General features: G+C 71.5%; 25 protein-coding genes and 1 tRNA gene. 12 read left to right on the top strand and 14 right to left on the bottom strand.

The genetic code is table 11. The features are described 5' to 3' along the window. Positions 1–14 precede the first annotated feature (14 nt). The 6 genes from OG542_RS25675 to OG542_RS25650 all read right to left on the bottom strand — a co-directional run bounded on the left by OG542_RS25675 (position 15) and on the right by OG542_RS25650 (position 6857). Entirely contained in the window at positions 15–902 is an 888-nt protein-coding gene (locus OG542_RS25675; protein ID WP_311125872.1) for a carbohydrate ABC transporter permease, read from the bottom strand. Further along, positions 899–1873 carry a carbohydrate ABC transporter permease gene (locus OG542_RS25670; protein WP_193478248.1) on the bottom strand — a complete coding sequence of 325 codons (975 nt, stop codon included), beginning with the start codon at positions 1871–1873 and terminating at the stop codon, positions 899–901. The genes OG542_RS25675 and OG542_RS25670 overlap by 4 nt, the downstream gene beginning before the upstream one ends. Continuing rightward, on the bottom strand, positions 1870–3183 hold the full coding sequence (locus OG542_RS25665) for an ABC transporter substrate-binding protein (protein ID WP_328413813.1): 1314 nt from the start codon (positions 3181–3183) through the stop codon (positions 1870–1872). The genes OG542_RS25670 and OG542_RS25665 overlap by 4 nt, the downstream gene beginning before the upstream one ends. A gap of 176 nt (positions 3184–3359) precedes the next feature. Continuing rightward, positions 3360–4751: a HAMP domain-containing sensor histidine kinase gene (locus tag OG542_RS25660; protein ID WP_328413812.1), complete on the bottom strand. Its 1392-nt coding sequence runs from the start codon at positions 4749–4751 to the stop codon at positions 3360–3362. Beyond that, positions 4748–5449 (bottom strand): response regulator transcription factor, encoded by a 702-nt coding sequence (locus tag OG542_RS25655; protein ID WP_261681765.1) that lies wholly within the window; start codon positions 5447–5449, stop codon positions 4748–4750. Before OG542_RS25655 ends, OG542_RS25660 begins: the two co-directional genes overlap by 4 nt. Positions 5450–5525: 76 nt before the next feature. Beyond that, positions 5526–6857, bottom strand: coding sequence for an RNA-guided endonuclease InsQ/TnpB family protein (locus tag OG542_RS25650; RefSeq protein ID WP_328413811.1), 1332 nt, complete (start codon positions 6855–6857; stop codon positions 5526–5528). 316 nt (positions 6858–7173) lie between these two features. On the opposite strand from OG542_RS25650, the gene OG542_RS25645 reads away from it, so the two are divergent. Continuing rightward, complete coding sequence (locus tag OG542_RS25645) at positions 7174–7701, top strand: hypothetical protein (RefSeq protein ID WP_328413810.1); 528 nt, start codon at positions 7174–7176, stop codon at positions 7699–7701. A 25-nt stretch (positions 7702–7726) separates the two neighbouring features. On the opposite strand, the gene OG542_RS25640 is transcribed toward OG542_RS25645, so the two are convergent. Next, positions 7727–8596, bottom strand: a complete 870-nt coding sequence (locus tag OG542_RS25640) for a spermidine synthase (RefSeq protein WP_311125877.1) — start codon at positions 8594–8596, stop codon at positions 7727–7729. A 64-nt stretch (positions 8597–8660) separates the two neighbouring features. Beyond that, positions 8661–9065 (bottom strand): hypothetical protein, encoded by a 405-nt coding sequence (locus OG542_RS25635; protein ID WP_193478254.1) that lies wholly within the window; start codon positions 9063–9065, stop codon positions 8661–8663. Positions 9066–9362: 297 nt separating this feature from the next. On the opposite strand from OG542_RS25635, the gene OG542_RS25630 reads away from it, so the two are divergent. Continuing rightward, a complete protein-coding gene (locus tag OG542_RS25630) occupies positions 9363–10814 on the top strand; it encodes a hypothetical protein (protein ID WP_328413809.1) in 1452 nt (483 codons plus the stop codon). A gap of 58 nt (positions 10815–10872) precedes the next feature. Here the strand turns inward: OG542_RS25630 and OG542_RS25625 are convergent, their stop codons facing one another. Continuing rightward, the gene (locus OG542_RS25625; protein WP_328413808.1) at positions 10873–11466 is read right to left on the bottom strand and encodes a histidine phosphatase family protein; all 594 of its coding nucleotides are present in this window, start codon (positions 11464–11466) and stop codon (positions 10873–10875) included. A 189-nt stretch (positions 11467–11655) separates the two neighbouring features. On the opposite strand from OG542_RS25625, the gene OG542_RS25620 reads away from it, so the two are divergent. From OG542_RS25620 to OG542_RS25590, 7 genes are all read left to right on the top strand, one after another. Next, on the top strand, positions 11656–12609 hold the full coding sequence (locus OG542_RS25620; protein WP_328418103.1) for a phosphatase PAP2 family protein: 954 nt from the start codon (positions 11656–11658) through the stop codon (positions 12607–12609). Beyond that, entirely contained in the window at positions 12560–13681 is a 1122-nt protein-coding gene (locus OG542_RS25615; RefSeq protein ID WP_311125879.1) for a hypothetical protein, read from the top strand. Before OG542_RS25620 ends, OG542_RS25615 begins: the two co-directional genes overlap by 50 nt. Next, positions 13672–15264: a hypothetical protein gene (locus OG542_RS25610; protein ID WP_328413807.1), complete on the top strand. Its 1593-nt coding sequence runs from the start codon at positions 13672–13674 to the stop codon at positions 15262–15264. Before OG542_RS25615 ends, OG542_RS25610 begins: the two co-directional genes overlap by 10 nt. Then, complete coding sequence (locus OG542_RS25605; RefSeq protein ID WP_328413806.1) at positions 15261–16595, top strand: AAA domain-containing protein; 1335 nt, start codon at positions 15261–15263, stop codon at positions 16593–16595. The genes OG542_RS25610 and OG542_RS25605 overlap by 4 nt, the downstream gene beginning before the upstream one ends. Positions 16596–16930: 335 nt before the next feature. Further along, positions 16931–17299 (top strand): hypothetical protein, encoded by a 369-nt coding sequence (locus OG542_RS25600; RefSeq protein ID WP_193478260.1) that lies wholly within the window; start codon positions 16931–16933, stop codon positions 17297–17299. A gap of 109 nt (positions 17300–17408) precedes the next feature. Beyond that, positions 17409–18008, top strand: coding sequence for a bifunctional DNA primase/polymerase (locus OG542_RS25595; RefSeq protein WP_328413805.1), 600 nt, complete (start codon positions 17409–17411; stop codon positions 18006–18008). Beyond that, positions 17999–18072 (top strand) — tRNA-Lys (locus OG542_RS25590). Before OG542_RS25595 ends, OG542_RS25590 begins: the two co-directional genes overlap by 10 nt. Before the next feature lie 67 nt (positions 18073–18139). On the opposite strand, the gene OG542_RS25585 is transcribed toward OG542_RS25590, so the two are convergent. Beyond that, on the bottom strand, positions 18140–19432 hold the full coding sequence (locus tag OG542_RS25585; RefSeq protein ID WP_311125883.1) for a M6 family metalloprotease domain-containing protein: 1293 nt from the start codon (positions 19430–19432) through the stop codon (positions 18140–18142). A gap of 277 nt (positions 19433–19709) precedes the next feature. Between OG542_RS25585 and OG542_RS25580 the strand changes: the two genes are divergently transcribed. Beyond that, the gene (locus tag OG542_RS25580) at positions 19710–21569 is read left to right on the top strand and encodes a putative bifunctional diguanylate cyclase/phosphodiesterase (protein WP_311125884.1); all 1860 of its coding nucleotides are present in this window, start codon (positions 19710–19712) and stop codon (positions 21567–21569) included. On the opposite strand, the gene OG542_RS25575 is transcribed toward OG542_RS25580, so the two are convergent. Both OG542_RS25575 and OG542_RS25570 read right to left on the bottom strand, forming a co-directional pair. Then, on the bottom strand, positions 21545–22651 hold the full coding sequence (locus OG542_RS25575; protein ID WP_328413804.1) for an LLM class flavin-dependent oxidoreductase: 1107 nt from the start codon (positions 22649–22651) through the stop codon (positions 21545–21547). The genes OG542_RS25580 and OG542_RS25575 overlap by 25 nt on opposite strands. An 80-nt stretch (positions 22652–22731) precedes the next feature. Then, positions 22732–23001 (bottom strand): hypothetical protein, encoded by a 270-nt coding sequence (locus tag OG542_RS25570; protein ID WP_328413803.1) that lies wholly within the window; start codon positions 22999–23001, stop codon positions 22732–22734. A 269-nt stretch (positions 23002–23270) separates the two neighbouring features. On the opposite strand from OG542_RS25570, the gene OG542_RS25565 reads away from it, so the two are divergent. Continuing rightward, positions 23271–23534, top strand: a complete 264-nt coding sequence (locus OG542_RS25565; protein WP_328413802.1) for a hypothetical protein — start codon at positions 23271–23273, stop codon at positions 23532–23534. Positions 23535–23825: 291 nt separating this feature from the next. On the opposite strand, the gene OG542_RS25560 is transcribed toward OG542_RS25565, so the two are convergent. Beyond that, complete coding sequence (locus OG542_RS25560; RefSeq protein ID WP_184593049.1) at positions 23826–24557, bottom strand: maleate cis-trans isomerase family protein; 732 nt, start codon at positions 24555–24557, stop codon at positions 23826–23828. Next, complete coding sequence (locus OG542_RS25555) at positions 24554–25369, bottom strand: maleate cis-trans isomerase family protein (protein WP_193478265.1); 816 nt, start codon at positions 25367–25369, stop codon at positions 24554–24556. Before OG542_RS25555 ends, OG542_RS25560 begins: the two co-directional genes overlap by 4 nt. Positions 25370–25566: 197 nt before the next feature. Between OG542_RS25555 and OG542_RS25550 the strand changes: the two genes are divergently transcribed. Further along, a complete protein-coding gene (locus OG542_RS25550) occupies positions 25567–26514 on the top strand; it encodes a D-2-hydroxyacid dehydrogenase (protein WP_328413801.1) in 948 nt (315 codons plus the stop codon). Positions 26515–26525 lie beyond the last annotated feature (11 nt).

Raw genomic sequence — 26525 nt, 5'->3', positions numbered from 1 at the left:
CTCGCGTAACAGGGTCAGCCCTTGTTGGCCCCCAGGGTCAGGCCGCTGACGAACTGGCGCTGGAGCACGAAGTACACGATCAGCGTCGGGATCGCGGTGAGCAGGGCGCCGGCGGCGACCAGGTTGGGGTCCGTGAAGTACTGGCCGGAGAGGTTGTTCAGCGCCGAGGTGATCGGCATGTTCTCGCCGGTGGAGATGAGCACGATGGCCCAGAAGAAGTCGTTGTAGATCCAGATGGAGAGCAGGGTCGCGAGGGCGGCCATCGCGGGTTTGCACAGGGGCAGCACGATCTGCCAGTACAGCCGCCAGACGGAGGCGCCGTCGACCAGCGCGGCCTCGGTCAGCTCGTGCGGCAGCGAGCGCATGTAGTTGCTGAGCACGAACGCGCAGAAGCCGGACTGGAACGCCACATGGATCAGCACCAGGCCGAGCGCGGAGTCGTAGAGCTTGCCGCTCATCGTGATGCCGGGCAGGTCGATCAGCAGGTACAGGCGGTACAGCGGGGTGATGATGACCTGCTGGGGCAGCAGGTTGCCCGCCGTGAAGACCAGCAGCAGGGAGAGGTTGACCCGGAAGTCGAAGCGGCTGACGTAGAAGGCGACCATCGACGACAGGAACAGCGTCAGCAGCACCGCCGGCACCGCGATGAGCAGCGTGTTGCCGAAGTAGTGCAGCATGTCGGACTGCTGGAAGGCGTTGGTGAAGTTGTCGAAGGTCAGCTTGTCGGGCCAGGAGACATAGCCCTTCTCGCTGGTCTCCGCGTACGGCCGCATCGCCGCGAGCAGCGCCCACAGCAGGGGCGCCAGCCAGGCCAGCGCCGTGACGATCAGGAAGGTGTGCAGCAGGATCCGGGCGGGGCGGATCGGGGTGCGCTGCCTGGGAGCGCCTGCGACGGTGCTCATGCGCGCCGCTCCTTCCGGAAGGTGGCGATCAGATAGGGAATGATCACCGCGAGCGAGATCACCAGCAGGACCACGGCGATGGCCGAGCCGTATCCGACGCGGCTGGACTCGCCGATGATGTTGTTGGTCACCAGGATCGACAGCAGTTCGGTGCCCTGGGCGCCCTTGTTGAAGACGAAGACCAGGTCGAAGGCGCGCAGCGCCTCGATGATGGTGACGACCAGGACGACAGTGTTGGTCGGGCGCAGCGTCGGGAAGACGACGTTCTTGAACGTCTGCCACTCGTTGGCCCCGTCCAGCGACGAGGCCTCGCGCAGGGCGGGGTCGACGCCCTTCAGGCCGGCCAGGTACAGGATCATCATGTAGCCGGCGTGCCGCCAGGAGGCAGCGATCAGTACGGCCCACAGGTTGAGGTCCGGGTCGCCGATCCAGTCGATGTAGTGGCCGGGTTTGTTGGCGCCGATGACGCTGTTGATCAGGCCCGTGTCGGGGTTGTAGACGAGCTGCCAGACGAACCCGATGACCGCCAGCGACATCACGACCGGCAGGAAGAAGGCGGTCTGGTAGACGCGGCTGAAGCGGATCCTCTTGTCCAGCTGCACGGCGAGGAACAGCCCGAAGGGCGTGGGCAGCAGGATGAGCACCACGAACCAGACGACGTTGTGCTCGACGGCCGGCCAGAACTGCGGGTTGTTGGTGAACAGTTCCCTGAAGTTCTGCAGGCCGACCCACTGGATGGAGTCGAAGCCGATGCCGTTCCAGCTGGTGAAGGCCAGCGCGATGGAGGCGAGCGCCGTCAGCCACACCAGGGCGACGTGCAGGATCGTGGGAAGGCCCGCCATCAGACCGAGGGTGATCCGGTCGCGGCGGGTGAGGAGGCGACGGTGGCCCGTCGGGCTCTTGCGGGGAGCGGCTCCCGGAGACGGCTCGGCGGCCGCCTCCGGGTTCTCGGTGGTGGTGTCGGTGCTCATGCGGAGGCGAAGATCGTCTTCTTCTGGCGCTCGATGGACGAGAGGATGCTGTCGACGTTCTTGGGGTTGCGGACGAAGTTCTGCAGCGCCGGCTGCATCACCGTGGAGGTGAAGTCCGGGCGGGAGTCGCGGTCCATGAACTGCGTCAGACTCTTCGCGCCGGAGATCATCTCGAAGGACTTCTTCTGCAGCGCGGTGTAGGAGGAGGTGTCGGCCTTCGCCGAGGCGGCCACCACGCTGGAGTCGGCCTTGAGGTAGATCTGCTCGGCCTCGGGCGTGCCGAGGTACTCCAGCAGCTTGACCGCGCCCGCCTTGTTCTTCGGCGCCTTGGAGAGCATGAAGCCGTCGGTCGGCGCCTCGACCGTGTCCTGCCCGAAGGCCGGGTCGATCTCCGGGAAGGCGAAGAAGTCCAGGTCGTCCAGGTCGGCCTTGTCGGTGAACTGCTGGCCGACGAAGGTACCCAGCAGATACATGCCCGCCTTCTTGGCCACCAGCGTCTGCGCCGCGTCCTGCCAGGTGCGGCCCACCGCGCCCTCCTGGTGGAAGGGCAGGATCTCCGTCCAGTGATCGAAGACCTTGCGCACCTTCGCATCGGTCCAGGAGGCCTTGCCCGCCATCAGCTCGACATGGAAGTCGTAGCCGTTGGTACGGAAGTTGATCTGGTCGAAGGTGCCCATCGCGGGCCAGGCGTCCTTGTCGCCGAAGGCGATCGGGACCAGCCCGTCCTGCTGCATCCGCTTGCACAGGGCGACGAAGTCGTCCCAGGTGGTGGGGACCTCGTAGCCGTGCTGCGCGAAGACGCTCTTTCGGTAGAAGACCGCCCAGGGGTAGGTGTACAGCGGCACGAAGTAGTACTTGCCGTCCGCACCCTTGCTGAGCTTCTTCATCGCCTCGGGGAAGTCCCCGCCGATCTTCTGCCACACGTCGTCGATCGGGGTGGCGAGCTTCTTCGACGCGAAGAACTGCATCCGGTACCCCGCGAACCAGGTGAACACGTCGTCCGGCGCGCCCTGCAGATAGGAGTTGATCTGCTCCTGGAACGTGTTGTGGTCCTTGGTGTTCACGTCGACCTTGATGCCGGACTTCTTGGTGAAGGCGGCGTAGATCTCGGCGAACGCCTTCTTCGGCACCGCGTCCGAGGAGTTCGACCCGAGACTGACCGTCTTCGGATCGGCGGCCGCGCCACCGCCGCCGCAGGCACTCAGCAGGGGTATGCCGGCGCCGAGGAGGGCCGCGCCGCCTATGCCGCGCAGCAGGGTCCGGCGGCCGGGAGCGGGGAGGGCGAGTCCCGAGGGAGAGAGGTCGTGCATGAACGGCTCCTGAGGGCAGGGTTCGGCCACGAGGGTGTGGCGTGAAACCCGGTCGTAATCGACCAGAAATCAACTTGACCGAACACGGTGGCGCTATGACAGCCGTATGTCCGGTCATGCGTCAAGAGCCGTTGACCCCATTTGTCGAAACGTGACCGACCTGTGAGAGCGAAGGGTCAGGTCTGCTTGAAGGCGGCCGCCAGCCTGCCGGGCCGCCGGCGTCGCACCGCCCCGCGGTGTCCCCTGCCGACAGGTGCCCTCCTGTCCAGCTGGATCCAGATCCGCACCTCGGTCCCGCCCAGCACCGAGGAGCCGATCCGTACGTCCCCTCCGGTCGACTCCGCGAGCCGGCGCACGATGTCCAGGCCGAGGCCGGTCGAGCCGTCGCTCCCGGAGCCGCGGCCCCGTGCCATCGCGGCCTCCGGATCGGGTATGCCGGGGCCCGCGTCGGACACGAGGACGATCACCGCGTCCTCGCCGTTGTGCAGGTCGACCGCGAAGGCGGTGCCATCCGGGGTGTGCCGGAAGACGTTGCCGAGCAGCGCGTCGAGCGCGGCGGCCAGGTCGGCGCGGGCCACGGGTATGCGCACCGGCCGCTCGGCCCCGGCCACCCGCCACTTGCGACCCTCGTCCTCCGCCAGCGCGGACCAGAACGCCATCCGCTCCCTGACCACCTCGGCCGCGTCGCACCCGGCGCCCGGACCGGCCGCGGCCGTCTGCGGCTTGGCCTCCCGGGCCGTACGGATGATGGTGTCGACCTCGCGCTCCAGCTGCTCGACCGCGGTCCGGGTCTGGTCGGCGGCCGGTCCCTCACCGAGCGAGGCGGTGTTCAGCCGCAGCACGGTCAGGGGCGTACGCAGCCGGTGGGACAGGTCGGCCGCCAGCTCGCGCTCGTTCGCCAGCAGTTGGACGACCTGGTCGGCCATCGAGTTGAACGCCACCGCCGCGAGCCGCAGTTCGGTCGGGCCCTCCTCGGGCACACGGGAGCCGAGCTTGCCCTCCCCCAGTTCACGCGCCCCCTCGACCAGGCGCTTCGCGGGCCGGACCATTCGCACGCCCAGCCGGTCGGCGACCGCGACCGAGCCGAGGATCAGTGCGGCTCCGACCGCGGCGAGCACCGCCCAGGCCGTGCCCACGCCGTTGGTGACCTCGGACTCCGGCACATACACCTCGACGACCGCGATCTCGCCGGTGCTCAGCGCGACCGGCTGGAGCAGCGTCGAGCCGCCGGTGACGCCGGTGGTGGAGGCACGGCCCAGCTTCCGCACGGCCGCGATGTCCTGGTCGGCGGCGCGCTGCCGCCCGAGCTCGATGGCGTCCTGACCGTCGCCCGCCGGTATGTGCACGGCCATCCCCGCGTCGGAGCCGGCGGAGGCGACGACCCGTTCGAGCTGATCGCGGTCGGTGGTGATGGACAGGGCGGGGGCGACGGCCGCCGCCTCCCGCTCGGCGCCCGAGAAAGCGCGGTCCCGGGCCAGCTCGCGGATGACGAGTCCGAGCGGCACCGCGAAGGCGAGCACGACCATGGTGGTCACCGCCAGCGACACCTTGACCAGGGCCCACCTCATCGCGGCGCCTCCGCCGGCGGTTCGAGCTTCACCCCGACGCCCCTCAGGGTGTGCAGATAGCGCGGGTTCGCGGCCGTCTCACCCAACTTCCTGCGCAGCCAGGACAGATGGACGTCGATGGTCTGGTCGTCGCCGTACGACTGCTGCCACACCTCGGCGAGCAGCTCCTTGCGGGGGACGACGACACCGGGCCGGCGGGCCAGGAAGGCGAGCAGGTCGAACTCGCGGCGGGTGAGGTCGAGCCGCGCGCCGTCCAGCTCGGCCTGGCGCCGCAGCGGGTCGACGGTCAGACCGCCGACCCGGATCGCCGGGGACGGCTCCCCCTCGCCCGCTCCGGAGCGGGCGCGGCGCAGCACGGCCGCCATACGGGCCGACAGGTGCTCGACCGAGAAGGGCTTGGTCAGGTAGTCGTCCGCTCCCGCGTTCAGCAGCCGGACGATCTCCGTCTCGTCGTCCCGGGCCGTGGCGACGATCACCGGCACGTCCGTGATGCCGCGCAGCATCTTCAGGGCCTCGGACCCGTCGAGATCGGGCAGTCCGAGGTCCAGGATCACCACGTCGAAGCGGACGTGGGCGACCTCGCGCAGCGCCTCCAGCGCCGTCCCCACGCTGCGCACGGTGTGCGAGGCGTCGGTCAGGTGCCGGATGAGCGCCGAGCGTACGAACTGGTCGTCCTCGACCACGAGTACACGTGCCATGCGCCGCACCGTACGCCATCTCGAACAGCCCGGTGCGGGCCTGTGGACAACTCTCGCTTTTGACATCCTCCCCCTTTTAAAAGAGGGGGATTCCAACCCAGTTGGGTTGAGGTTCACGGGCGCTCGAACGGCTGGTGGCCGTTGTCGCCCCTCCGGCACCGGCTGATCGCCGGGGGCGGGGAATCCCGCCCTGTCCTGCCGCGACGTTGATACTGGCGTTGGTGTCCGCGTTGCAGATGAAGCCGCAGGAGGAACAGACGAACTCGGCTTGGCTCTTGCGCGAGTTCTTGTCGATCCATCCGCAGGCACTGCACCGCAGCGACGTGTAGGGGGCGGGTACGTCTTCGACCCGGCCGGGGGCTTTGTGCCCGGTGCGCTGCCGCAGCAGGCCCCACCCCTGGGCGAGGATGCCCCGGTTCAGCCCGGCCTTGGCCGCCCGGCCGTTGCTGAGGTACTGGCCGGGCTGGTCGGGATCGGGCTTCGCCTTGGCCTTGGCGGTCATCGTCTTGATGTTCAGCTTCTCGAACCGCACCAGGTCATAGGTACGGGCGAGCATGGTCGAGGTCTTCTCACACCAGTCCTTACGCCGGTTCGCCTCCTTGGCCTTGAGCTTGGCCACCTTCGCGTATTCGGCCGTCTTCCGCTCGCTGCCCTTCTTGGCGCGAGCGGCGCGGCGCTGGTGCTTACGGATCTGGGCGCGCTCACGGGTGGTGAGCTGGGGGCAGTTGAGGGTGCGGCCATCCGAGAGCGCGGCGGTGATGGTCACGCCACGGTCGATGCCGATGGCCTCGCCCGTGCCCGGCTTGTCGATCGGGTCGGGGATGACGGCGAACGCGGCATGCCACTGGCCGTCCTTGAGGGTGACACGGAACGTCTTGGCCGCGGGGAGCCGGGCGCCCTTGCCCTTGACGCTGAGGCGGAAGCGGACCCATCCGCAGCCGGGCACCTTCACCTGGGCCCAACGGCGGTTGAGTTGGTCCACTATGACAGCGCGGCCCATGACCTGCCTTTTGGTCTTGGGGTTGATGCGCGGTCGGCCGTCCGGCTCGTACTCGGGTACACGATCGTCACCGATGACGCGGAAGCCCTCGTGCACGAACTTCTTGCGCCAGGTAGGTTCACCGAACCCGGACGTGAAACGCGCGGCCTTGGCCTTGGCGAAGTCCTTGAGCGCCTGCGCCTGGACGGTCTGGTTCCCGGCACCCAGCCATGCGCTGGCAGCGCGGGCCTCGGTGAGCTGACGGCACTGCTCGGCGAACGAGGGGGCCCCGGTGCGCTTGCCATCGGGCCGGTGATGCGCCTTGTCCCTGCGCCAGTGTGCGTGCTGCTCGACGGCGAGATTCCACACGTACCGGGCATGCGCGCAGTGCAGCAGCATCTGCTGCTCCTGCTCACTCGTCGGGTACATCCGAAACCGTGCCACACCGCGAACCTAGACCGCACATTCCCCGACCGCGCACACCATCGATCACCGTCACCCATGCGAGTGACCACGCCCGAACGGCCACCGGCCACCAACCCCAGAACCTCCCAACCCGTCGCCACCACCTGTCCGCGGCCGGCCTCAGCATCATGGACGACGACGCCGAATCGCCCTGCCGGCGATTCGGCTTCCCCTGCCTCGCTCCGCGGGAACGGGCATTCACCCCGGCCCTGAAGGACCGGGCACCTGCCCGAAAGCAAGGTGGACAACTCGTGGGACCTGTGCGGCAGTATGGCCCTCGATGCGCAGAGGACTCGTACACGTGCTGGCCTGGCTGCTCGCCACGGGCGCGGCGGTCACGCTGTCGTGGTGGGGTGTCCACACGGTGATGGCGGGCACGGCCTACGACCCGCCGCGCGCCCTGCCCGTCAAGGCCGCCGACGCGCCCGGCCAGAAGCCGAAGCCGTCGGTCACGCCGACGCAGCGGCCGAGTCCGCCGCAGCGCACCCCGAGCGCACCGCCCGCCGCCAGGAAGCCGAGCCCCACCCCCACGAAGCCGCCCGGGCCCTCCCGCACGGCCCCCGCCCCCGCCCGCGCCTCCGCCTCCGGAGAGGTCAGGAGCTACGACACCGACGGCGGCCGGGTCGTCTTCGACCTCGGGCGGACCTCCGCCTCCCTGGTCTCGGCGACCCCCGGGGCGGGCTGGTCGATGCAGGTGTGGAAGACGGAGTCATGGATCCGCGTGGAGTTCTCCTCGGGCGCGGACCGGGTGTCGGTGTTCTGCACCTGGCACGACGGACCACCGCGCGTGGAGATCGGGAACTACTGAGAGAAGTACGGAGTGCCGTACGGGGTCACCGGAACACCGAGGCGGGCGGCGCCGGTGACGCCACCGCCGCGAGGTCCGTCACGGGCACGGCCCCGCCGGTGAAGTCGGTGAGCGTCCTGCCGTGCTCGACCCGGCCGGGATGCGGGTCGGAGGCGGCGCGGCGGGTCAGTTCGGCGACGGGCAGCGGGTGGTCGGAGGCGACCAGGACGGCGTTCCCGAAGCGCTTGCCGCGCAGCACCGCAGGGTCGGCGATCAGCGCGAGCTGCTCGAAACGGGCGGCGGCGGTGGCGATCTGGCCGCGCAGGTGGGTCAGCGGCGGCCCGTCGGCGAGGTTGGCGGCGTAGACACCGCCGGGCTTGATGGCCCTGCGGACGTCGTCGAGGAACTCGGTCGAGGTCAGGTGGGCCGGTGTCCGGGCACCGCTGAACACATCGGTGATGACCAGGTCCGCCCAGCCGTCCGGCACCTTGGCGAGCCCTTCGCGGGCGTCGACGGAGCGCACCCTGATCCGCGCGTTCGGGTCCAGCGGCAGCTCTCGGCGGACCAGTTGCACGAGGGCAGCGTCCCGTTCGACGGCCTGCTGGGTGGAGCGGGGCCGGGTGGCGGCGACGTAGCGGGCGAGGGTGAGCGCGCCGCCGCCGAGGTGCACCGCGTGCACGGGCCGGCCCGGCGGGGCGACGAGGTCGATGACGTGCCCGAGCCGGCGCTGGTACTCGAAGGACAGGTACGCCGGGTCGTCCAGGTCGACGTGCGACTGCGGGGCTCCGTCGATCACCAGGCTCCAGGCGCGAGCCCGCTCACGGTCGGGGATCAGCTCGGCGAGTCCGCCGTCGACGCTCTCGACGACGGCCTCCGCGTCGGCCTGCCTGCGCCGGCCGCTCCTCGACTTTCCCATGGGTTCATTATCGGGGTCGGGTCGGTATGCGGGGCGTACGCTCCGGGGCAGCCGCTCCGGCTCCTCAGCGGCAGCTGTCCGCCGCCTTGATCATCCGGGCCGCCTCCCCCAGGGCCTGGCGCAGTACCGCGGGGTCCGTCGCGAGCTCCGCCTCCCCGGGCGGCAGCAGCCAGTCCGAACCCTCCACCGGCGGCTCGGGGGCCAGGGTCATACCGCGCCCGTCGGTCCCGGTGCAGGTGCTCCCCGGCACGTCCCACGCCGCGGCCGTCCCCGGCGGCACGAGGAAGCCCAGGGTGCCGCCCCCGTCGTCATGCAGGACGGGCCCGACGGCTTCCGCGGTGCCGCGCCGCAGGATGTCGACCGCCTCCAGCCCTTGCCGGGCCGGCACCGTCACGACATCGCAGCAGGCCGCCTGCGTACTCGGCGGCGTACAAGGATCGTTGATCCGGTCGATCCGGCTGATCTCCATCCCGGCCTCCACCACGGAACCCCTGCTTGGACGAGTGGTCGGAAGTCGGGGGCCTCCCGGTCCGTGGGGTTCAACGCGGCTGCCTGTCAACGGCTACGGAGGAAGTCAGCCGCAAAGGATGGCAGTTCATGGCAGATCACGTATGAGATATCCGGTTTGTAGCCAAACCCAGCGTGACGACTCCGGCACAGCAGGTACGTTCTTGCTCGCCGGACGCAAGGCGAGGCCTTACGGGCAATACGCACAAGTCTCTCCATTTCCGGCATGGTTCGACGGTTCGCACGAGAGGACCCGGCCATGGCGTCGTCAACAGTGACCTCGTCCCGACCCGATCGGCCGCCACGGCCGAACCTCGCCTTCCGGCAGCTGCGCGGACAGCGCTCGCCGGCCGAGTTCGCCGCGGTGATCCGCCGGGCCGCCCTCGAGATCGGCGAGCAGGTCAGCTGTGACGCCCGGTACATCGGCCGGGTCGAGGCGGGCGAGATCCGCTGCCCCAACTACGCGTACGAACGGGTGTTCCTGCATATGTTCCCAGGCCGCACGCTCACCGACCTGGGATTCGCGCCCCGCTCGTCGGTACGCGGACGCCGGGCGCGCGACACCGAGGACGCGCCCCTGACGTGCACCACGAACCCGGCGAACGCCACGAGTGAGACCAGCGGGGCGTGCGAGCCGTATGAAACACAGAACCCGTACGACCCGTACCACCCGCACGACACCTACGAGGAGAGCGACGTGCTACGTCGCGCATTCATGACCAGCGGGGGCGCCACCGTGGCCGCCGCCTCGCTGGGACCCGTCGGCCTCGCCCTCGACGCCTCGGCGGCACAGCGCCCCGTGCGCCGCGCCGGGGCGAGTGACGCGGGTGCCCTGGAAGAAGCCGTCCGCCGCATCCGGCTGCTCGACGACCGGCACGGAGCCGACGGCCTCTACCGCCGGGCGGCCGCTCCGCTGCGTACCGCCTACGCCCTGCTGGACGCCGGCGCGACCCGGCAGACCACAGCGGACCGGCTCTACTCCGGAGCCGGTGAACTGGCCATCTCCGTGGGCTGGCTGGCCCACGACTCGGGACGCTTCGACGATGCCCGCTCCCACTACGCGGAGGCGCTGGCGACCGCCCGGATGACCGGCGACCCGGGCCTGGAGGCGCACGCCTTCTGCAACACGGCGTTCCTCGCGCGCGACGCGGGCCGGCCGCGCGAGGCGGTCCGGGCGGCCCAGGCCGCGCAGCGCGTGGCCCGGCCGGTGGGCTCGGCCCGGCTGATGTCGCTGCTCGCGCTGCGCGAGGCGGGCGGCTGGGCGGGACTCGCCGACCGCGTCGGCTGCGAGCAGGCGCTGGCCCGGGCGCAGGCCCTCTTCGAACGCGGCACCTCGGAGGCCGACCCCGAGTGGATGAGTTTCTACGGAGAGGCCGAACTGGAGGGCCTGGAGGCGCAGTGCTGGTCCGCGCTCGGCGACTGGCCCCGGGCGGCACGGCACGCGCGGCGGGCGGCGGACCTCCAGGATCCGCACTTCACTCGGAACATCGCGCTGTACACGGCGGAGCTGGCGGACGACCTCGCTCGGGGCGGACGGCCCGACGAGGCGGCGACGGCGGGGATGCGGGTGCTGGATCTGCTGGAGGAGGTCCAGTCGTCCCGGATCCAGACGATGCTGGCGGCCACGGCACGCGTGCTGCTGCCGCATCGCCGGGCTTCGGGGGTGTCGTCGTTCCTGGAGAGGCACGCGTCGGTGCCGAGGGTCACCTAGTGCCCCGGCAGGCAACGTTGGCCCGTCAAGGAGCGGACGTTGCCTGTCGGGGAACTAGCTACCCGAGGTGCCCGAGGTCGTTCCAGCTCTCGATCGCCGGCTCCCCGTACGCCCACCCCAGTACCGACAGGGACGTCGGATTCAGCCGTATCCGCGCCGCGAAGTCGATCGGCAGGCCCAGCCATCGCGCCCCGAGGGTGCGCAGGATGTGCCCATGGGCGAAGACCAGGACGTCACGGTCCTCGGAGCGGGCCCAGGAGACCACCTCGTCCGCCCGGGCCGTCACCTCGGCGAGGGTCTCGCCCTCGGGGACGCCGTCGCGCCAGATCAGCCAGCCGGGCCGGACGGCCCGGATGTCCGCCGGGGTCATGCCCTCGTAGGCCCCGTAGTCGACCTCCAGCAACGCGTCCCAAGCACGCGCGCGGTCGCCGAAACCGGCCAGTTCACATGTTTCACGCGCGCGTGCCAGCGGGCTGGTGCGCACCTCGACTCCGGGCAGGCCGTCGTACGGGGCCCGGTGCAGGCGCTCGCCGAGCAGCTTGGCGCCGCGCCGGCCCTCCTCCAGGAGAGGGACGTCGGTCCTGCCGGTGTGCTTGCCGGACAGGGACCACTCGGTCTGTCCGTGCCGGGCCAGCAGGATGCGCGGAGCCATGGGGGACCTTTCCGGGAGAAAAACGCGAGCGGAACTCCTCCATCATCGCGCACGCTGGTGAGGGGCAACCCGGGGGGCGATCTCTGCGTCTTTGAGGTCCGGAGGGCGCCCCCAGGGCGCCCACATGCGCCGTAAGGTGGCACGACCGGCCGGCGGGGAGCCGTGACGACGAAGGGGGAGGGCGATCGGATGCCGCACACCGAGACACCAGGCACCGAGGCGGCCCCTGTGCCCCGGCTGCGCTGGTGGACGGAGCTGCCGCTCATCCTGCTGGTGTACGCGTGCTACTCGGCGGGCCGGCTCCTCGTGCGGGGCGACGTCTCCGGGGCGGTCGACAACGGTCTGGCGATCCTGCGGATCGAGAAGGCGCTGTTCCTCAACGCCGAGCACCCGCTCAACCGCCTCTTCACGCGCGAGGCATGGATAGGCATACCGGCGGACTTCTGGTACGCGTCGCTGCACTACCTCGTCACGCCGGCGATCCTCATATGGCTCTTCCGCTACCGGACCGTGCGCTACCGGGCCGCGCGCACCTGGCTGTGGACGTCGACGTTCGTCGGCCTGATCGGCTTCACCCTGCTGCCGACCTGCCCGCCCCGGCTGCTCGAAGCGAGCCACGGCTTCGTGGACACGATGGCCCAGTACAGCTCGTACGGCTGGTGGGGCGGCGAGGCCAGCGCCCCACGGGGCCTGGGGGGTATGACCAACCAGTACGCGGCCATGCCGAGTCTGCACGTGGGCTGGGCCCTGTGGTGCGGAGTGATGCTGTGGCGCTACGGCGGTACGCGCACGGCGAAGGCGGCCGCTGTCGCCTACCCGCTGATCACCACGATCGTGGTCATGGGCACCGCCAACCACTACTTCCTCGACGCGCTCGCGGGCGCGGCCGTCATGGGCGTCGGACTGCTGCTGGCGCCGTTGGTGATGCGCACGGCGGACCGGGTCAGGGCACGGTTCGTGCCGCCTGTCGCGCCGGTCGCGGCGGACACTTCCGCCGTGGGTTCCTCGAATGTCAGTGCCGGATGCCAGACTTCCGCGGGTGAGCGAATTCCACGGCAGCGCGATGCGCGGTTCCCAGCGGGAGCCGACCCGAGTGCCTCTCCCAAGGACGCGGGGGACGGCGCTCCGGCACCGGCTCGCTGAGCTGCGCGGCCCCGACGTCCCCGCGAAGGCACTGGACGCGCGCGCTCTGGCGGCGCTGGCCGCCAACCCCGGTTGTGCGCGGCGCGCGATCCTCGACGGTGCCGGGGTGAACAAGGCGGCGCTGGCGAGCGCGCTGGGTGCGCCGTCGGCCTTCGGACAGTCCCAGTTCGCGCTCACGCGGGGCAACGCGTTCGAGGCGCGGGTCAAGGCCGACGGCGGCGCGGAGCTGCTGCGGCTGGTGCACGAGAGGCTGGACCGGGCCGCCGAGCCGCCCGCCGAGGCGCGCGTGCCCGACCTGACCGCGACCGGCCCCCAGGGGCGTACCGCCCGTACGGCGCTGGAGCTGCGCGAGGCCACCGCGCACCCCGGCGCGTGGACGCTGCTCGACCACCCGATGCTCGCGCTGGACGTCGCGGGCTCCCCGGCGTTCCTGGAGCCGGATGCGGTCGTGGTCCATCCCGACGGCAGCTGGACCGTGGTCGAGATCAAGTCCTTCCCGCTGCTGGACGGTTCGGCGGACCCGGCGAAGGTCGGGGCGGCGGCCCGGCAGGCGGCGGTGTACGTGCTGGCGCTGGAGGAGGTCGCGGCCCGTCTGGATCCCTCCCCGCGCGTGCGGCACCGGATCCTGCTCGTCTGCCCCCGGGACTTCTCCAACCTGCCGGCCGCGTCCGCCGTCGACATCCGCAAGCAGCGCGCGGTGACGGCCCGCCAGCTGGCCCGGCTGACCCGCATCGAGGACATCGCCGATGAGCTCCCCGAGGGCACGTGCTTCTCCCCCGAGCTGCCCGCCGACGAGCTGACGGCCGCCGTGGAGTCCGTTCCGGCGACGTACGCGCCCGAGTGCCTGTCCGCGTGCGAGCTGGCCTTCCACTGCCGGGGCCGGTCGCGGGAGGCGGGCGCGGTGACGACGCTCGGCCGCCCGGCGCGGGCGGAACTGGGCGGCCTCGCGACCGTCGAGGACGTCCTCGCGGCGGCCCGCGGGGAGGCCGGGGATCCCGGCGACCCGGCGGTGGCGGCGCTGCGGCGGGCGGCGGCCCTGCGCGCCGAGGCACTGGAGGCGGCGTGTCGCTGATCTCCACCCTGGCCCGGCTCGAGGCCGTCAGCACCGGGCGCGCCCAACCCGCGGCCACCGTCCGGCACCGGCATCTCGGCGACCGTCCGCTGGTGTTCGTGCCGCTCATCACCGCCGGTGAGGCCGGCGCCCCGCTCGGCGCTCTGGTCGGCACCGACCGGGACGCGCCGCGGCTGCTGGCCGTCCCGCAGCCCCGCGACCGCGACCTCAGGTTCGCGTTCCTGGCCGAACTGGCCGACGTGGTGCTGCCGTACGTCGACGCGTACGCCGAGGTCGTGGAGGCCGCCGAGCGCACCGAGACCGACCCGGAGAGCGGCAAGCGCGTCAAGGTCGAGGTCGAGCTGTGCGCGGACGCCCCGCAGCTGATCGTGCCGAGCCGTGCGGGCATCGACCTGGTGCGGCTGCTCGGGCGCTCCACGCGCTTCAGGCGTACGGCGGAACAGGATCCGGAAGCCCCGTATCCGGCGCCGCCCCGGGTGCCGTTGCTCGGGCGGTGGCTGACGCACTTCGGGGAGCGGGCCCGGGTGCCCGGCTCCTCACTGCTGCTGGCGATGACCGACGTCCTGGGCCGGCACTGGGCGACCGGGCAGTCCACCCTGGAGGACCAGCACCTGGGGGCGCTGCTCGCCTGGATCGACCCGCCTGAGGGCCTGTCCGGCGCCGAGGCGGCGCTGCGGGCAGAGCTGGAGCGGGACGACCGGGGCCAGCTGACGTGTCCCCCGGCCGGTCCGGCCACCGACCCGGCGTTCGACAACAAGCTGCTCGCCCCGGCCATCGAGCGCTACGACCGGGCCCGCACCGCCCACGCCGTCGCCGAGGACGGTCTGGAGGCGGACGACCGGCTCGGCTCGCTGACCGCCGCGGAGCGGGAGATCCGCGACCTGGTGCTCAGCCGCACCCGCCCCACCTGGGACGCGATCTGGCGCGGCCTGGACCTGCTGCGGGAGCTGCCCGCCGGGGCGCATACCGAGGAGCGGTGGACGCGCGACCGCTGGTCCTTCACCGGCCACCGCGACCGGGTCCTGGCCGGCGAACCCCCGCAGCCGCGCCGCGACGACGCGGTCACCGCGGCGAACAAGCTGGCCACGCGCGAGCGCGAACAGGCCCGGCTTGAGGCGCAGGAGGCCCTGGACGATCCGCTGGTGATGGCCGGACGGCGGCTGTCCGGGGAGGCGTTCGCGGGCGAGGTCACCGACGTCGTGATGGCGTACAGCGAGAGCAAGCGGCCCAGCCCGCGTCCCCTGGTCACGGTCCGCACGGACGACCGGCCGCATCTCGGGGAGCGGACGAAGGTGTACAGGTCGCTGGGCGGGAAGCCGCAGTCGGCGGAGTTCGTCGGGGACGAGGAGGACGGCGCGTACGTCGTGCTGCGGGTCCTCGACAAGATGGGCCGCGGCAAGGAGCCCGAGCGGGGGTCGGTGCCGGAGAAGGGCGACCGGATCTGCTTCACGCTCTTCGAGCACGAGCAGCGGGGCGGCGCGAAGCTGCCCGACCCGGAGGAGACGCCGTGGACGCACGGCGGGCCGCCCGGCGAGCTGACCCTGGAGACCGCCGACCCGGTGACCGAGGAGGACGTTCTGTGACGACGGTCTTCGACCCTTCCGCCGCCGCGACACAGGCCACCGACGCGATCCTCCACGACACGCTGCACGGCACCGCGCGCGGTGTGGTCGTGGACTCCCCGCCCGGCGCCGGCAAGTCCACGCTCGTCGTCCGCGCGGCCCTGGAACTCGCCGAGGCCGGCCACCCGCTGATGGTCGTCGCGCAGACCAACGCCCAGGTCGACGACCTCGTCCTGAGGCTCGCCGAGAAGAACCCCGAGCTGCCCGTGGGCCGACTGCACAGCAGCGACGCCGACCCCTACGACAAGGCGCTCGACGACCTGCCGAACGTCCGCAAGTCGGCGAAGGCGGGCGACCTCGCGGGGCTGGCCGTGGTGCTCTCGACAGCGGCGAAGTGGGCGCATGTGAAGGTCGACGAACCGTGGCGGCACGCGATCGTCGACGAGGCGTACCAGATGCGCTCGGACGCTCTGCTCGCGGTGGCCGGGCTGTTCGAGCGGGCGCTGTTCGTGGGCGACCCCGGGCAGCTGGACCCGTTCGCGATCGTGGGCAGCGAGCAGTGGGCGGGCCTCGCGTACGATCCGTCGGCCTCGGCGGTGACGACCCTGCTCGCGCACAACCCGGACCTGCCCCAGCACCGCCTGCCGGTCTCCTGGCGGCTCCCGGCCTCCGCCGCTCCCCTGGTCTCGGACGCGTTCTACCCGTACACGCCGTTCCGCAGCGGTACCGGCCCGGGCGACCGCGCCCTGTCCTTCGCCGTCCCCTCCGACGGCTCGGGCCCGGACCGGGTGATCGACGAGGCGGCCGTGTCGGGCTGGGGCCTGCTGGAACTGCCCGCGCGGCACACCCCGCGCACGGACCCGGAGGCGGTACGGGCGGTGGCGGCGGTCGTACGGCGCCTGCTGGACCGGGGCGGCGCGGCGACGTCGGAACGCGCACCGGACCCCTCGCCCCTGACCGCCGATCGCATCGCCGTCGGCACGGCACACCGGGACCAGGCGGCGGCTGTACGTGCCGCCCTGGCCGACCTCGGCGTCACCGACGTGGTCGTGGACACGGCGAACCGGCTGCAGGGCCGTGAGTACGACGTCACGGTGGTCCTGCACCCCCTCTCCGGCCGCCCCGACGCCACGGCCTTCCACCTGGAGACGGGCCGCCTCTGCGTCCTGGCCTCCCGGCACCGGCACGCGTGCATCGTGGTGTGCCGGGCGGGAGTGAGCGACCTGCTGGACGACTATCCGTCGACGGAGCCGGTGCAGCTGGGGACGCTGGTGAAGTTTCCGGACGGGTGGGAGGCGAATCACGCGGTGCTGGCACACCTGGCGGAGCACAGGGTCATGTATCGGCCGTGATCCACACACCCATCTCCACCCACCCCTCCGCCGTCCGGAGGCCGGCACGCCGCCGGAGGCGGCCAATGGATGCAGCCCGGACGGGTGGGAGGCGAATCACGCGGTGCTGTCGCACCTGGCGGAGCACCGAGTGGTGTGGCGCCCGTAGCCTGCACAGGCAGAGACACCCGCTGGCACATTTGGCCGAACATCGTGTGTCCTGGCGGGCCTGACGAACGCCGGGTGGTGTGGCAGCCGTACCCACTCCTGCGATGCCCACTTGCGCGCCCGCGAGACAATGGACGGTGGCCCACTCCACCGGGAGGGCCGTGCGCGACGTACGAGGAGGAGAAGACATGGCGGAGCCCACGCCGCGTCGGAACGAACCGCGGCTACGCCCCGCGCCCCTGCTCTTCGAGCCCGCGGAGGCAGCCTCCGACCCTGAGCACTTCTTCGACCTCGAGTCGATCGACGATCCGCGGGCGCTGCTGGCCCGGTCGACGGAGCTGACACTGGCGTTCCGGGCCGCGGCGGACCGGGCCGTGGAGTTCCAGGCGATCGCGGCGGCGCAGCTGGCCGATCCACGGCGGTTCGACCGGCTGACGACCGCGGACATCGCCGAGCGGGCCGAGTGGACCGAGGACTACGCCAAGAAGATGGTCGAGTTCGGCCGGGACCTGCTGCGGGGCGGCGTCGAGGGCCGGGGGCCTGTCGACCCGGTGTGATCTACGTGGCATATGCCAGGCGGGCAAGATACTCCCTCCCACCCCCTCCTGTCCCGGTTTCCCGCAACCCTCGGGAACCGCACGCTCACGGCCGGTAGATGTAGATGTCATGAGCAGCGGATGGAACGCCTCCCATGTCACGCCGGACGGAGCCGCCTGGCTCGCTTCGGCAGGAACCTATCCGCGAAGCACGCTCGCCCTCTGGGAGGAGCGGCCGGACGCGCCGATCGTGCTGCCCTGCGGGGCGGTCTTCGACGTGGTCAGCGCGCCCTCGATGTTCGGGCGGCGGATGCTCGACCGGCTCTGGGACGACGGACCCGGCTCGGGCCCGGTCGCGGAGTTCCGCGGCCGCATGCTGCTGTTCGCCGCACCGGGCACGGCCCAGCGGCTGCCGGCGCTGCTGGAGTGGGAGGAGTGGGGCGCACACGGCCGGGACGGCGGGGAGACCGGCCGCACGGGCGCCGTACCGCCCCTGCTGTGCCACGGCACGGGCGACGCCGTGACCATCCCCGCGCCGACGGAGTCCACCTCCCCCGCCCGCTCCGGCTGCCGCTGGCTCGTCGCCCCCGACACCCGGCAGCCCTGGCTTCCGGGCCCGGAAGTGCTGCTGTGGGCGGCCGTGCGGGCGGCCCGTTCGGCGGTGCGGATTTCGATTTTTCCTCCCGCCGACCAGGGTGCTAAGGTCTACGACGTCAGCAGGCGCCGCTAGCTCAGTTGGTTAGAGCAGCTGACTCTTAATCAGCGGGTCCGGGGTTCGAGTCCCTGGCGGCGCACAGACGGTGAAAGACCCCCTCGCGAGAGCGAGGGGGTCTTTCGCATGTCCGCATGTCCGCACCATCCTCAGCGGACCATGATCTTCACCGTCCACGCCCCCGAAGCCGTACGCCCCTCCACCTCCACCCGCACCCCCTCCCCCGGCACCGTGAAGCTCTCCCCGAGGGCGATCGGCGCGTCCGCGAGGGGCGGGTACACCGAGTCCTCCCAGCACGCCTCGGTCCGCGGATGGGCGTCGATCACCTCGATGGGACCGCCCCCGGACTGCGCCTCGCCCCGCACCCGGTACACGAGCACCCCCTGCCGGCACGCGGCCGTGTCGTTGCCCACCGGCCCCCGCGCCTCGAAGGCGAGCACACTGTCGGGGCCCGTGCGCACCACCGCGAGCTTGGTGCCCCGCCCGAGACCGAGGACCGGCGCGCCGGCGGCACCCGAGACCGGCATTCCGGGCGCCGCCGCCAGCGGCTCCAGGGTCAGTCTGGCGGGCCCGGCGTCCTGCACACACCGCACCTGCCGCGGATTCAGCCAGCCCAGCTTCCACTTGTGCCAGCCGAACAGGTCGGGGGCGAGTCCGAACTGGCTGCCCATCAGGTCCCAGTCGCCGACGTGCGTGTCCCAGTCGCCCTTGCCGTCGGCGGGCCGGTGGTAGAGGTCGGGCAGATCGAAGACGTGCCCGGTCTCGTGGGCGAGGACGAGCCGGTCCGGCGGATGCTGCTCGAACACCGTGACGACCCGGCGCAGGTCGGTGCCGTCGGCCCGCATCGGACTGGTGAGGTTGACGACCTTGGTCGCGTCGGAGTCCACGCCGGGCGCGTCCGGGTCGGCGACGAAGTACACGACGTCGTAGCGCGAGAAGTCGACCTGCGGGTCGGCCGCGGAGAGCGCGTCCCGCAGGTACGCGGCCCGGTGCTCGGCGCTCCAGTCGCGCTGTATGGCGTACGCCGTGGAGGGCCGCGGCATCTGGATCCAGTGCCCGAGCGGGTGCGGACGCAGGGTGAAACGGCCGTAGGAAGCCCGTTCGAAGAACCGGGTGGTGTCCGGGAAGTGGTCGGCGGTCAGTTCCTGCGGTGTGGTCAGCGGACGGGCGTCCGGGAAGGACAGGAAGACCATGACCGCGTCCAGGGAGCGGGCCGGGCGCGGATAGGCGGCGTTCCAGGTGTCCAGGCCCTCCGAGTGGTGGGCGTCGGTGCGGGTCAGGGCGCAGGGCTCGGCCGAGTCGGGTCCGGCGGCCGAGTGGCCGGTGCCGAGGGAGGTGGCGGCGAGGGCCGACATGGTGGTGAACACGGCCGCGGTACTGCGCAGTCGGGCGCGCGAGAACTGACGCGGCACGGATACCTCCGGGTACGGTTCGCGGGACACCGCACCCAGCCTGTGGTGATTTGTAGTACTGCGCCCTGTTTGCCTGCACCAGTTGGGTGAAGGAGCCGAAAAATCGCGGAAGCCGACACCCCAGAAGCACTCACGGAATGTCACAACTGGTCGGGGGCCTGAAGAAGCCGTCCAGGTGCGAGCAGAAACGATCTGGCAGAAGGGCCGGTTGGTCGGGAACACTGGACACCGGCTGGAAGGCCCTGGGGCCAGCCTCTATGATCGGCACACTTTCCTGACCTTTCCTGCACGGACAGAGATCGAATACATGCGGGAGCGAGCGGTGAGCGGAACCTCCGAAGGGCCGGCGCCCGCGGCAGACCTCGACCGGCCGGTCGTCACAGAGAGTGAGATCGATACGTCCCCCCGTACCGAGCACGTGTCGCAGCCGCCCTATCGATCCGTCTTCACGGCCGCCCCACTCGCCATGGCCGTCGTGGACCGCGAGGGCACGGTCGTCAGCGCCAACGACTCACTCGCCGCGCTGCTCGGCACCGCCCCGGACGAACTCGCCGGGGCCGTCGCCGCCGATCTGGTCGACCTCACCTCCGACGCCCGCACCTGGCACGCCTACCGCGAGGTGCTGCGCGGCCGGCAGTCCCGGCTGCGCTGCACACGCCGTCTCAAACATCCCGACGGGCACTCGCTGTGGGTGCAGGTGACGGTCGCCCCGCTGCCCGCCGACGACCGGGGCGTGCTCATGTCCGTCGCGGACATCAGCTCCCGCCGGGAACTCCAGGCCCGGCTGCGGCACTTGCAGATGCACGACGCGGTGACCCGGCTGCCCAACCGCACGCTGTTCTTCGAACGCCTGTCGGCCGCGCTGGAGGCGGAGTCGTACGAGCAGAGCGGCACGGGCCGGATCGGGCTGTGCTACCTGGACCTGGACGGCTTCAAGGCCATCAACGACACCCTCGGCCACCGCGTCGGCGACCGGCTGCTGGCCGCCGTCGCCGAGCGTCTGAGGCGCTGCGCGGACGAGACGGGTTTCGCCCGCACCAGCACCCCTCTGGTGGCCCGGCTCGGCGGCGACGAGTTCGCGCTGCTCGTCGAGGACTCCACGGGCACCGAACAACTGGCCGAGCTGGCCGAAGCCGTGCTGCGGGCGATCCAGGCCCCCTTCGACATCTCCGGCCAGCGGCTGTCGGTGTCGGCGTCGATCGGTGTCGTGGAGCGGCACGCGGCCGGCACCACCCCCACCGCCCTGGTGCAGGCGGCGGACACGACGCTGTACTGGGCGAAGGCCGACGGCAAGGCCCGCTGGACGCTGTTCGACCCGGAGCGCAACGCCCACCGCATGACCCGCCAGGCCCTCGCCTCCACGCTCCGGCCGGCCATCGACCGGGGCGAGTTCCGGCTGGAGTACCAGCCGCTGGTCGGCATGGAGGACGACCGGCTGCACGGGGTCGAGGCGCTCATCCGCTGGAATCATCCCCAGTTCGGCGTACTGACGCCGAATCGGTTCATCGGACTCGCCGAAGAGGACGGTTCGATCGTCCCGCTGGGCCGCTGGGTGCTTCGTACGGCCTGCCGGCAGGCCCGCCGCTGGCAGCGGGAGCACCCGGACGAGCCGCCGATCTTCGTCAGCGTCAACGTGGCGGTCCGCCAGGTCTGGGACTCGGACCTGGTCGCCGACGTGGCCGAGACCCTGGCCGAGACGGGCCTCGCGCCGCACCTGCTCCAGCTGGAGCTCACCGAGTCGGCGGTGATGGGGTCGGGCGGCCGGCCGCTGCAGGCACTGAAGGCCCTCAGCGACATGGGCGTGCGCATCGCCATCGACGACTTCGGCACGGGCTACTCGAACCTCGCGTACCTGAGCCGGCTGCCGGTGTCGGTGCTGAAGCTGGACGGTTCCTTCGTGCGGGGCTTCCAGTACGACGACCGGGACGCGGCAGCGCGCCCGAACCCCGCCGACGAGGTCGTGGTCGAGGCGATGATCCAGCTCGCCCACCGGCTCGGGCTGACCGTGACGGCCGAGTGCGTGGAAACCTCGGCCCAGGCGGTCCGGCTGCGGCGCATCGGCTGCGACACCGGACAGGGCTGGCTGTACTCCCGTCCGGTGTCGCCGGACCGTATCTCCGAGCTGCTGGGCACGCCGGATGTTCAGGCGGGCGTCGGCAACCCGTAGGCGTCGGCGATGAGTTCGTAGCTTCGGACGCGCACGTCACCGCCGTGCGCGTTGGCCGTGATCATCAGCTCGTCGGCGCCGGTGCGCTTGGCGAGGTCGTCCAGGCCGGAGCGGACCTCGTCCGGGGTGCCGTGGATGACGTTGGCGTTCCAGGAGTCGACGAAGTCGCGCTCCATGGGGCTGAACTCGTAGGCCGCCGCCTCCTCGGGGCTGGGCACGAGACCCGGGCGGCCGGTGCGCAGCCGGACCATGCTGAGGGCCGCGGCCAGCACCTGCCGGCGGGCCTCCTTCTCCTCGTCGGCGGCGAGGGCGGAGACGCCGATGAGGGCGTACGGCCGGTCGAGCACGGCGGACGGCTGGAAGGACTCCCGGTACAGGTCAAGGGCGGGGACGGTGTTCTGCGCCGAGAAGTGGTGCGCGAAGGCGAAGGGCAGCCCGAGGACACCGGCGAGGCGGGCGCTGAAGCCGGAGGAGCCGAGCAGCCAGACCGGCGGCCGGTGCGGGGACTGGACGCCGCCCGGGGACGTGGCCTGGACCGGACCCGGTACGGCGTGGATACGGCGGTACCGATGCCCGTCGGGGAAGTCGTCGTCGAGGAAGCGGATCAGCTCGGCGAGCTGCTCGGGGAAGTCGTCGGCGCCCTCGTTCAGCCGGTCGGTGCGGCGCAGGGCGGCGGCCGTGGCGCCGTCCGTGCCGGGGGCGCGGCCGAGGCCGAGGTCCACACGCCCCGGGGCCATCGCCTCCAGCGTGCCGAACTGCTCGGCGATCACGAGCGGGGCGTGGTTGGGCAGCATCACGCCGCCCGAGCCGAGCCGGATGCGGTCGGTGTGGGCGGCGAGATGGGCCAGGATCACGGCGGGGGACGACGAGGCCACGCCCGGCATGGAGTGGTGCTCGGCGACCCAGTAGCGGTGGAAGCCGCGGGCCTCCGCGAGGCGGGCCAGGTCGACGCTGGTGCGCAGCGCGTCGGAGGCGGTGCGGCCGGCCCCCACGGTGACCAGGTCCAGTACGGAGAGGGGGACGGGGGCGCTGCCCTGTGCCGCGCCGCGTATCTCGTCGCCGCGTATCTCGTCTGCCGCCACGGTGGGGTGCCTCCTGCTGTGGGCCGTGTGCTGTCGTTCCGGCTCTAACAGGGGACTGTCTCCGGTTATTCCCCGGGGCGTCAGGCGGCCTGCGCCCAGTCGCTTCGCGCTCCGCCTCGCGGCGGTCGCCGCCTGGCCTTCTCGCGGGCCCGCAGGGCGATCCACGCGAGGGCGGCTCCACAGGCGAGCCACCAGGGCAGGGACCACACGGCACCCCACCAGTCCGCCCGCGGATCGAGGACGGCATCGACGCCGGCGCTGATCATCGCCGCCGCCAGGCTCCAGCACAGCAGGCGCCCGGACAGTTGGACAGCGCTTACAGAAGATCTGAACGGGCCCGTTCCGGCCATCGGGGAGTCCTTCACGGCACGACTGGCTGCGGACGTGGCCAGTGTGCACGGGATGGACAACTGAAGGGGAACGCGCTTTCGGACAACCCAAGTGCCGCTTGAGGTGGCGGAGTTGAGTATTCCTCAGCTTTGGGTGGGCCATTGGAGCATGTATGCCCCGATCCGTACCGAAGAAGAGGTGGGACCGATTCCGGCCCACATGGAAGGCGTGTTCGAGGGCACGGCAGAGGGGGCAGGCGGTCGAGTTCGCTCACCCGAGGTAGGAATCCATGGCGAACAATCCCGAGACCAAGCCGACCGCGCAGGGCGCGCCCCCGGCGTACCGGGTGGCGGCCGCAGCCACCCGGCTCAAAGCGGCGTTCGCGGTGGCCGTCGGCATGAATCTGGTCGAGGCCGTCTGGGACCCGGGGGGAATCGCCTGGCTGGTGGCTCGAGCGACAGTCAGCGTGATCTTCTCGGTCGCCCTTGTCTCCTATGTGGTGCTGCGCGTGCTTCGGTGGCGTCGCGCGAGGACCGGACGGGCGCCGTCATGAGCAGGAAGGGGCCGGGTCTGCACGACCGTTGGCACGGCGCGTTCGCGGCGGGTCTTTTCGGGTGCGTGGTCGCAGGGCCGCAGGAGCTGTTCGACTCCGGTATCAGCTGGGACTTTCCGCTGGCCATGCTGGTCGGCGCTGCTGCGGGAGGAGCCGCGGGGTTTGTGTTCCCGTACGCCCTGTCCCGTCGCCGCCGCCGGGAACCGCCTTCCGCGCCCCCGCCGCCGTATCCCCCGCCCCCGCCGCCTGAACGGAGAGCGTGAAGCCGTGCAGGCGGCGAGGGCGGCGCGCTCACGCCTGGACGATCGGCTCCCTCGTGAACAGCGCCCCCAGCTCCGGCGCGTTCACCCGGCGGTCCGCCAGGCGCAGGCACTCCCAGACCGTGACCTGGTTGGCGGTGAGGATCGGCTTGCCGAGTTCCTTCTCCAGGGCCGGGATGTGCGCGGCCGTGTGCAGGGCCGTGTCCGGGAGGAGGAGGGCCTGGGCGTCGGGGTGGTCGGAGTTCCGGGCCAGGGCCAGGAGTTCCGCCTCGCCCCAGGTGCCGACCTCGGCGGCCGTGATGATGCCTGAGCTGTTGACCGACACGACCTCCACGCCGTCCGACCGCAGGAACTCGGCGAAGAGCCGCGCCACGTCGTCCGGGTACGTCGCACCGATCGCGACCCGCTGTGCTCCCAGCTCCTTCACCGCGTGCGCGAAGGCGAAGGACGTCGAGGAGGCGGGCATGCCAGCCGTCTGCGCCAGGGAGCGGACCTGCTCCTGGGCGCCGTCCCAGCCGTAGACGAAGCTGCCGCTCGTGCAGGCCCACACGACGGCCTCCGCGCCCGCGTGCCGCAGCTCCTGGACGCCCGCCGCCAACCGCCCGGCGGAGCCCATCTCCAGCAGCGCGTCCACCCGGTGCGCGTCCTCACCGATATCGGTGTGCACCAGGTCCACCCGGATGTCGCTGCCCAGCAACTGCTCGATGCGCGGATAGTCGTCCTCTGCGGAGTGGCCCGGGTAGAGAAATCCCAGTGCTGTCATGTCCAGCCTTCCTGCTGCTGCTCTTCTTCCGGCACTACAGGGCCGGGGTCGGCCCCCGGCGATACCAGACCGGAACGCGCCTCCGGATTGATCAGCGCTTGATACGGTCCCACCGCACGGGTACCCAGTCGGCGCAGCGCAGCCCACATCGTCACTTGGTTGGCCGAGATCACCGGGATCCGCAGCTCGGCCTCCAGCTGGGGGATGACGTCGTAGGTGGGCAGGTTGGTGCAGCTGATGAACAGGGCGTCGGCGTCGCCGCGTACGGCCTCCCGCGCCATGTCCACCACCTCCCGGTAGGGGACCTTCCAGATGTGCCGGGTCAGGCCCATGAAGGCGCATCCGGAGATCGTGACGCCGGCCTGGGCGACGTACGCCTCCAGCGACTGGGTCACCGACACCGTGTACGGCGTCACCAGCGCCACCCGCCGTACGTCCAGCTCCACCAGGGCCTCCAGCAGCCCGCCCGAGGTGGTGATCGCCGGTACGGCACCCGCCCGGCTCATCGCCTCGCACATCGCCCGCTCGCCCATGACGCCGCCGACGAAGCTGCCCGACGTACAGGCGTAGGCGATGACCTCGGGGGCGACCGCGTTGATCGTGCGGACCGCCTCGCTCAGCGTCTCGTGCTCGCTGACCAGGCGGGCGAGATCGAGGCTCACCTCGACCGGCACGAACGGTGTTCGTGTCATGTGCAGGGAGACCTCGTCCGGCACCCAGCGCCACAGCTCGCGGTCGAGTGCGAAGTCGAAGGGTGCGACAACGCCGACCCCGCGCTGCGGGCTGGGCCCGCCGAGAAAAGAGACGTCCATGGCAGGCACCGGCCTCACGCTGGGCAACTAGTGTGCAACGGATCGTGGGAACGCCCGTGTTGACGACGGTAGGTTCGGGTGCGAGCGTGGTCAATCCGCCCGGATCACTCCTTGGTCAACACCCGGTTAACTCGTCGTCACCGGCCGACGCCCGAAGATCGGCCCGCCCCGCCGCACGGCTGGAGAAACGGCTGCTCATGCCCACTCCCACCCTCCTCGTCCTGGACGCCGAACCCCTCCCCCGCCTCGGCCGCCTCACCGGCCGCGCCCATATCGAGCACACCGACGCGGAGGGTCTCGCCGAGCGCCTGCCGCGTGCGGACGCTTTGCTCGTGTGGGACTTCACCTCGCGCGCTGTGCGGGACGCGTGGCCGGGCGAGGGTCCGCGGCCACGCTGGGTGCATACGGCGAGCGCCGGTGTGGACCATCTGATGTGTCCGGAACTCGCCGCTTCCGACACGGTGGTGACGAACGCGCGTGGCATCTTCGACCAGCCGATCGCCGAGTACGTCGCCGCGCTCGTGCTGGCGATGGCCAAGGATCTGCCGCGCACGCTGGAGTTGCAGCGGGAGCGGACCTGGCGGCACCGCGAGTCGCACAAGGTCGCCGGCGGCCGGGCCGTCGTGGTGGGCTCCGGGCCGATCGGCCGGGCGATCGCCCGCACGCTCGGGGCGCTGGACATCACGACCGCGCTCGTGGGCCGCGCCCCGCGCACCGGCGTGCACGGCCCGGAGGACCTGGACCGGCTGCTGGCGCGCGCCGACTGGGTGATCGCGGCGGCGCCGCTCACCGAGCAGACGCACGGCATGTTCGACGCCCGCCGCTTCGGCGTGATGCAGCCGTCCGCCCGGTTCGTCAACATCGGCCGGGGCCAGCTCGTCGTCGAGGACGCCCTCGCCGACGCCCTGGCCAAGCACTGGATCGCGGGCGCCGCGCTGGACGTCTTCGAGGCCGAACCCCTCACCCCCGACAGCCCGTTGTGGCAGCTCCCGGGCCTGATCGTGTCCCCGCACATGAGCGGCGACATCGTCGGCTGGCGGGACGAACTCGGCGCCCAGTTCGTGGACCTGTACGAACTCTGGGCGAACGGGGAGCCACTGAGGAACGTGGTCGACAAGCAGCGTGGGTACGTACCTGGTCACTGACGTTCCTTGGA

The organism is Streptomyces violaceus, from assembly GCF_036014075.1.
In the GTDB taxonomy this organism is placed as follows: Bacteria; Actinomycetota; Actinomycetes; order Streptomycetales; family Streptomycetaceae; genus Streptomyces; species Streptomyces violaceus.
Note: the sequence above shows the minus strand (reverse complement) of the source record. Positions and strands in the feature narration are given on the sequence as shown.

Excerpts from the sequence above, each read along its gene's own strand:
- OG542_RS25630 (WP_328413809.1), top strand. The coding sequence starts at position 9,363 with ATGGCGTCGTCAACAGTGACCTCGTCCCGACCCGATCGGCCGCCACGG.
- OG542_RS25655 (WP_261681765.1), bottom strand. The coding sequence starts at position 5,449 with ATGGCACGTGTACTCGTGGTCGAGGACGACCAGTTCGTACGCTCGGCG.
- OG542_RS25675 (WP_311125872.1), bottom strand. The coding sequence starts at position 902 with ATGAGCACCGTCGCAGGCGCTCCCAGGCAGCGCACCCCGATCCGCCCC.
- OG542_RS25595 (WP_328413805.1), top strand. The coding sequence starts at position 17,409 with ATGAGCAGCGGATGGAACGCCTCCCATGTCACGCCGGACGGAGCCGCC.
- OG542_RS25635 (WP_193478254.1), bottom strand. The coding sequence starts at position 9,065 with ATGGAGATCAGCCGGATCGACCGGATCAACGATCCTTGTACGCCGCCG.
- OG542_RS25665 (WP_328413813.1), bottom strand. The coding sequence starts at position 3,183 with ATGCACGACCTCTCTCCCTCGGGACTCGCCCTCCCCGCTCCCGGCCGC.
- OG542_RS25600 (WP_193478260.1), top strand. The coding sequence starts at position 16,931 with ATGGCGGAGCCCACGCCGCGTCGGAACGAACCGCGGCTACGCCCCGCG.
- OG542_RS25570 (WP_328413803.1), bottom strand. The coding sequence starts at position 23,001 with ATGGCCGGAACGGGCCCGTTCAGATCTTCTGTAAGCGCTGTCCAACTG.
- OG542_RS25580 (WP_311125884.1), top strand. The coding sequence starts at position 19,710 with ATGCGGGAGCGAGCGGTGAGCGGAACCTCCGAAGGGCCGGCGCCCGCG.
- OG542_RS25555 (WP_193478265.1), bottom strand. The coding sequence starts at position 25,369 with ATGGACGTCTCTTTTCTCGGCGGGCCCAGCCCGCAGCGCGGGGTCGGC.
- OG542_RS25645 (WP_328413810.1), top strand. The coding sequence starts at position 7,174 with ATGCGCAGAGGACTCGTACACGTGCTGGCCTGGCTGCTCGCCACGGGC.
- OG542_RS25560 (WP_184593049.1), bottom strand. The coding sequence starts at position 24,557 with ATGACAGCACTGGGATTTCTCTACCCGGGCCACTCCGCAGAGGACGAC.
- OG542_RS25670 (WP_193478248.1), bottom strand. The coding sequence starts at position 1,873 with ATGAGCACCGACACCACCACCGAGAACCCGGAGGCGGCCGCCGAGCCG.
- OG542_RS25620 (WP_328418103.1), top strand. The coding sequence starts at position 11,656 with ATGCCGCACACCGAGACACCAGGCACCGAGGCGGCCCCTGTGCCCCGG.
- OG542_RS25650 (WP_328413811.1), bottom strand. The coding sequence starts at position 6,857 with ATGTACCCGACGAGTGAGCAGGAGCAGCAGATGCTGCTGCACTGCGCG.
- OG542_RS25660 (WP_328413812.1), bottom strand. The coding sequence starts at position 4,751 with ATGAGGTGGGCCCTGGTCAAGGTGTCGCTGGCGGTGACCACCATGGTC.
- OG542_RS25550 (WP_328413801.1), top strand. The coding sequence starts at position 25,567 with ATGCCCACTCCCACCCTCCTCGTCCTGGACGCCGAACCCCTCCCCCGC.
- OG542_RS25565 (WP_328413802.1), top strand. The coding sequence starts at position 23,271 with ATGGCGAACAATCCCGAGACCAAGCCGACCGCGCAGGGCGCGCCCCCG.
- OG542_RS25640 (WP_311125877.1), bottom strand. The coding sequence starts at position 8,596 with ATGGGAAAGTCGAGGAGCGGCCGGCGCAGGCAGGCCGACGCGGAGGCC.
- OG542_RS25625 (WP_328413808.1), bottom strand. The coding sequence starts at position 11,466 with ATGGCTCCGCGCATCCTGCTGGCCCGGCACGGACAGACCGAGTGGTCC.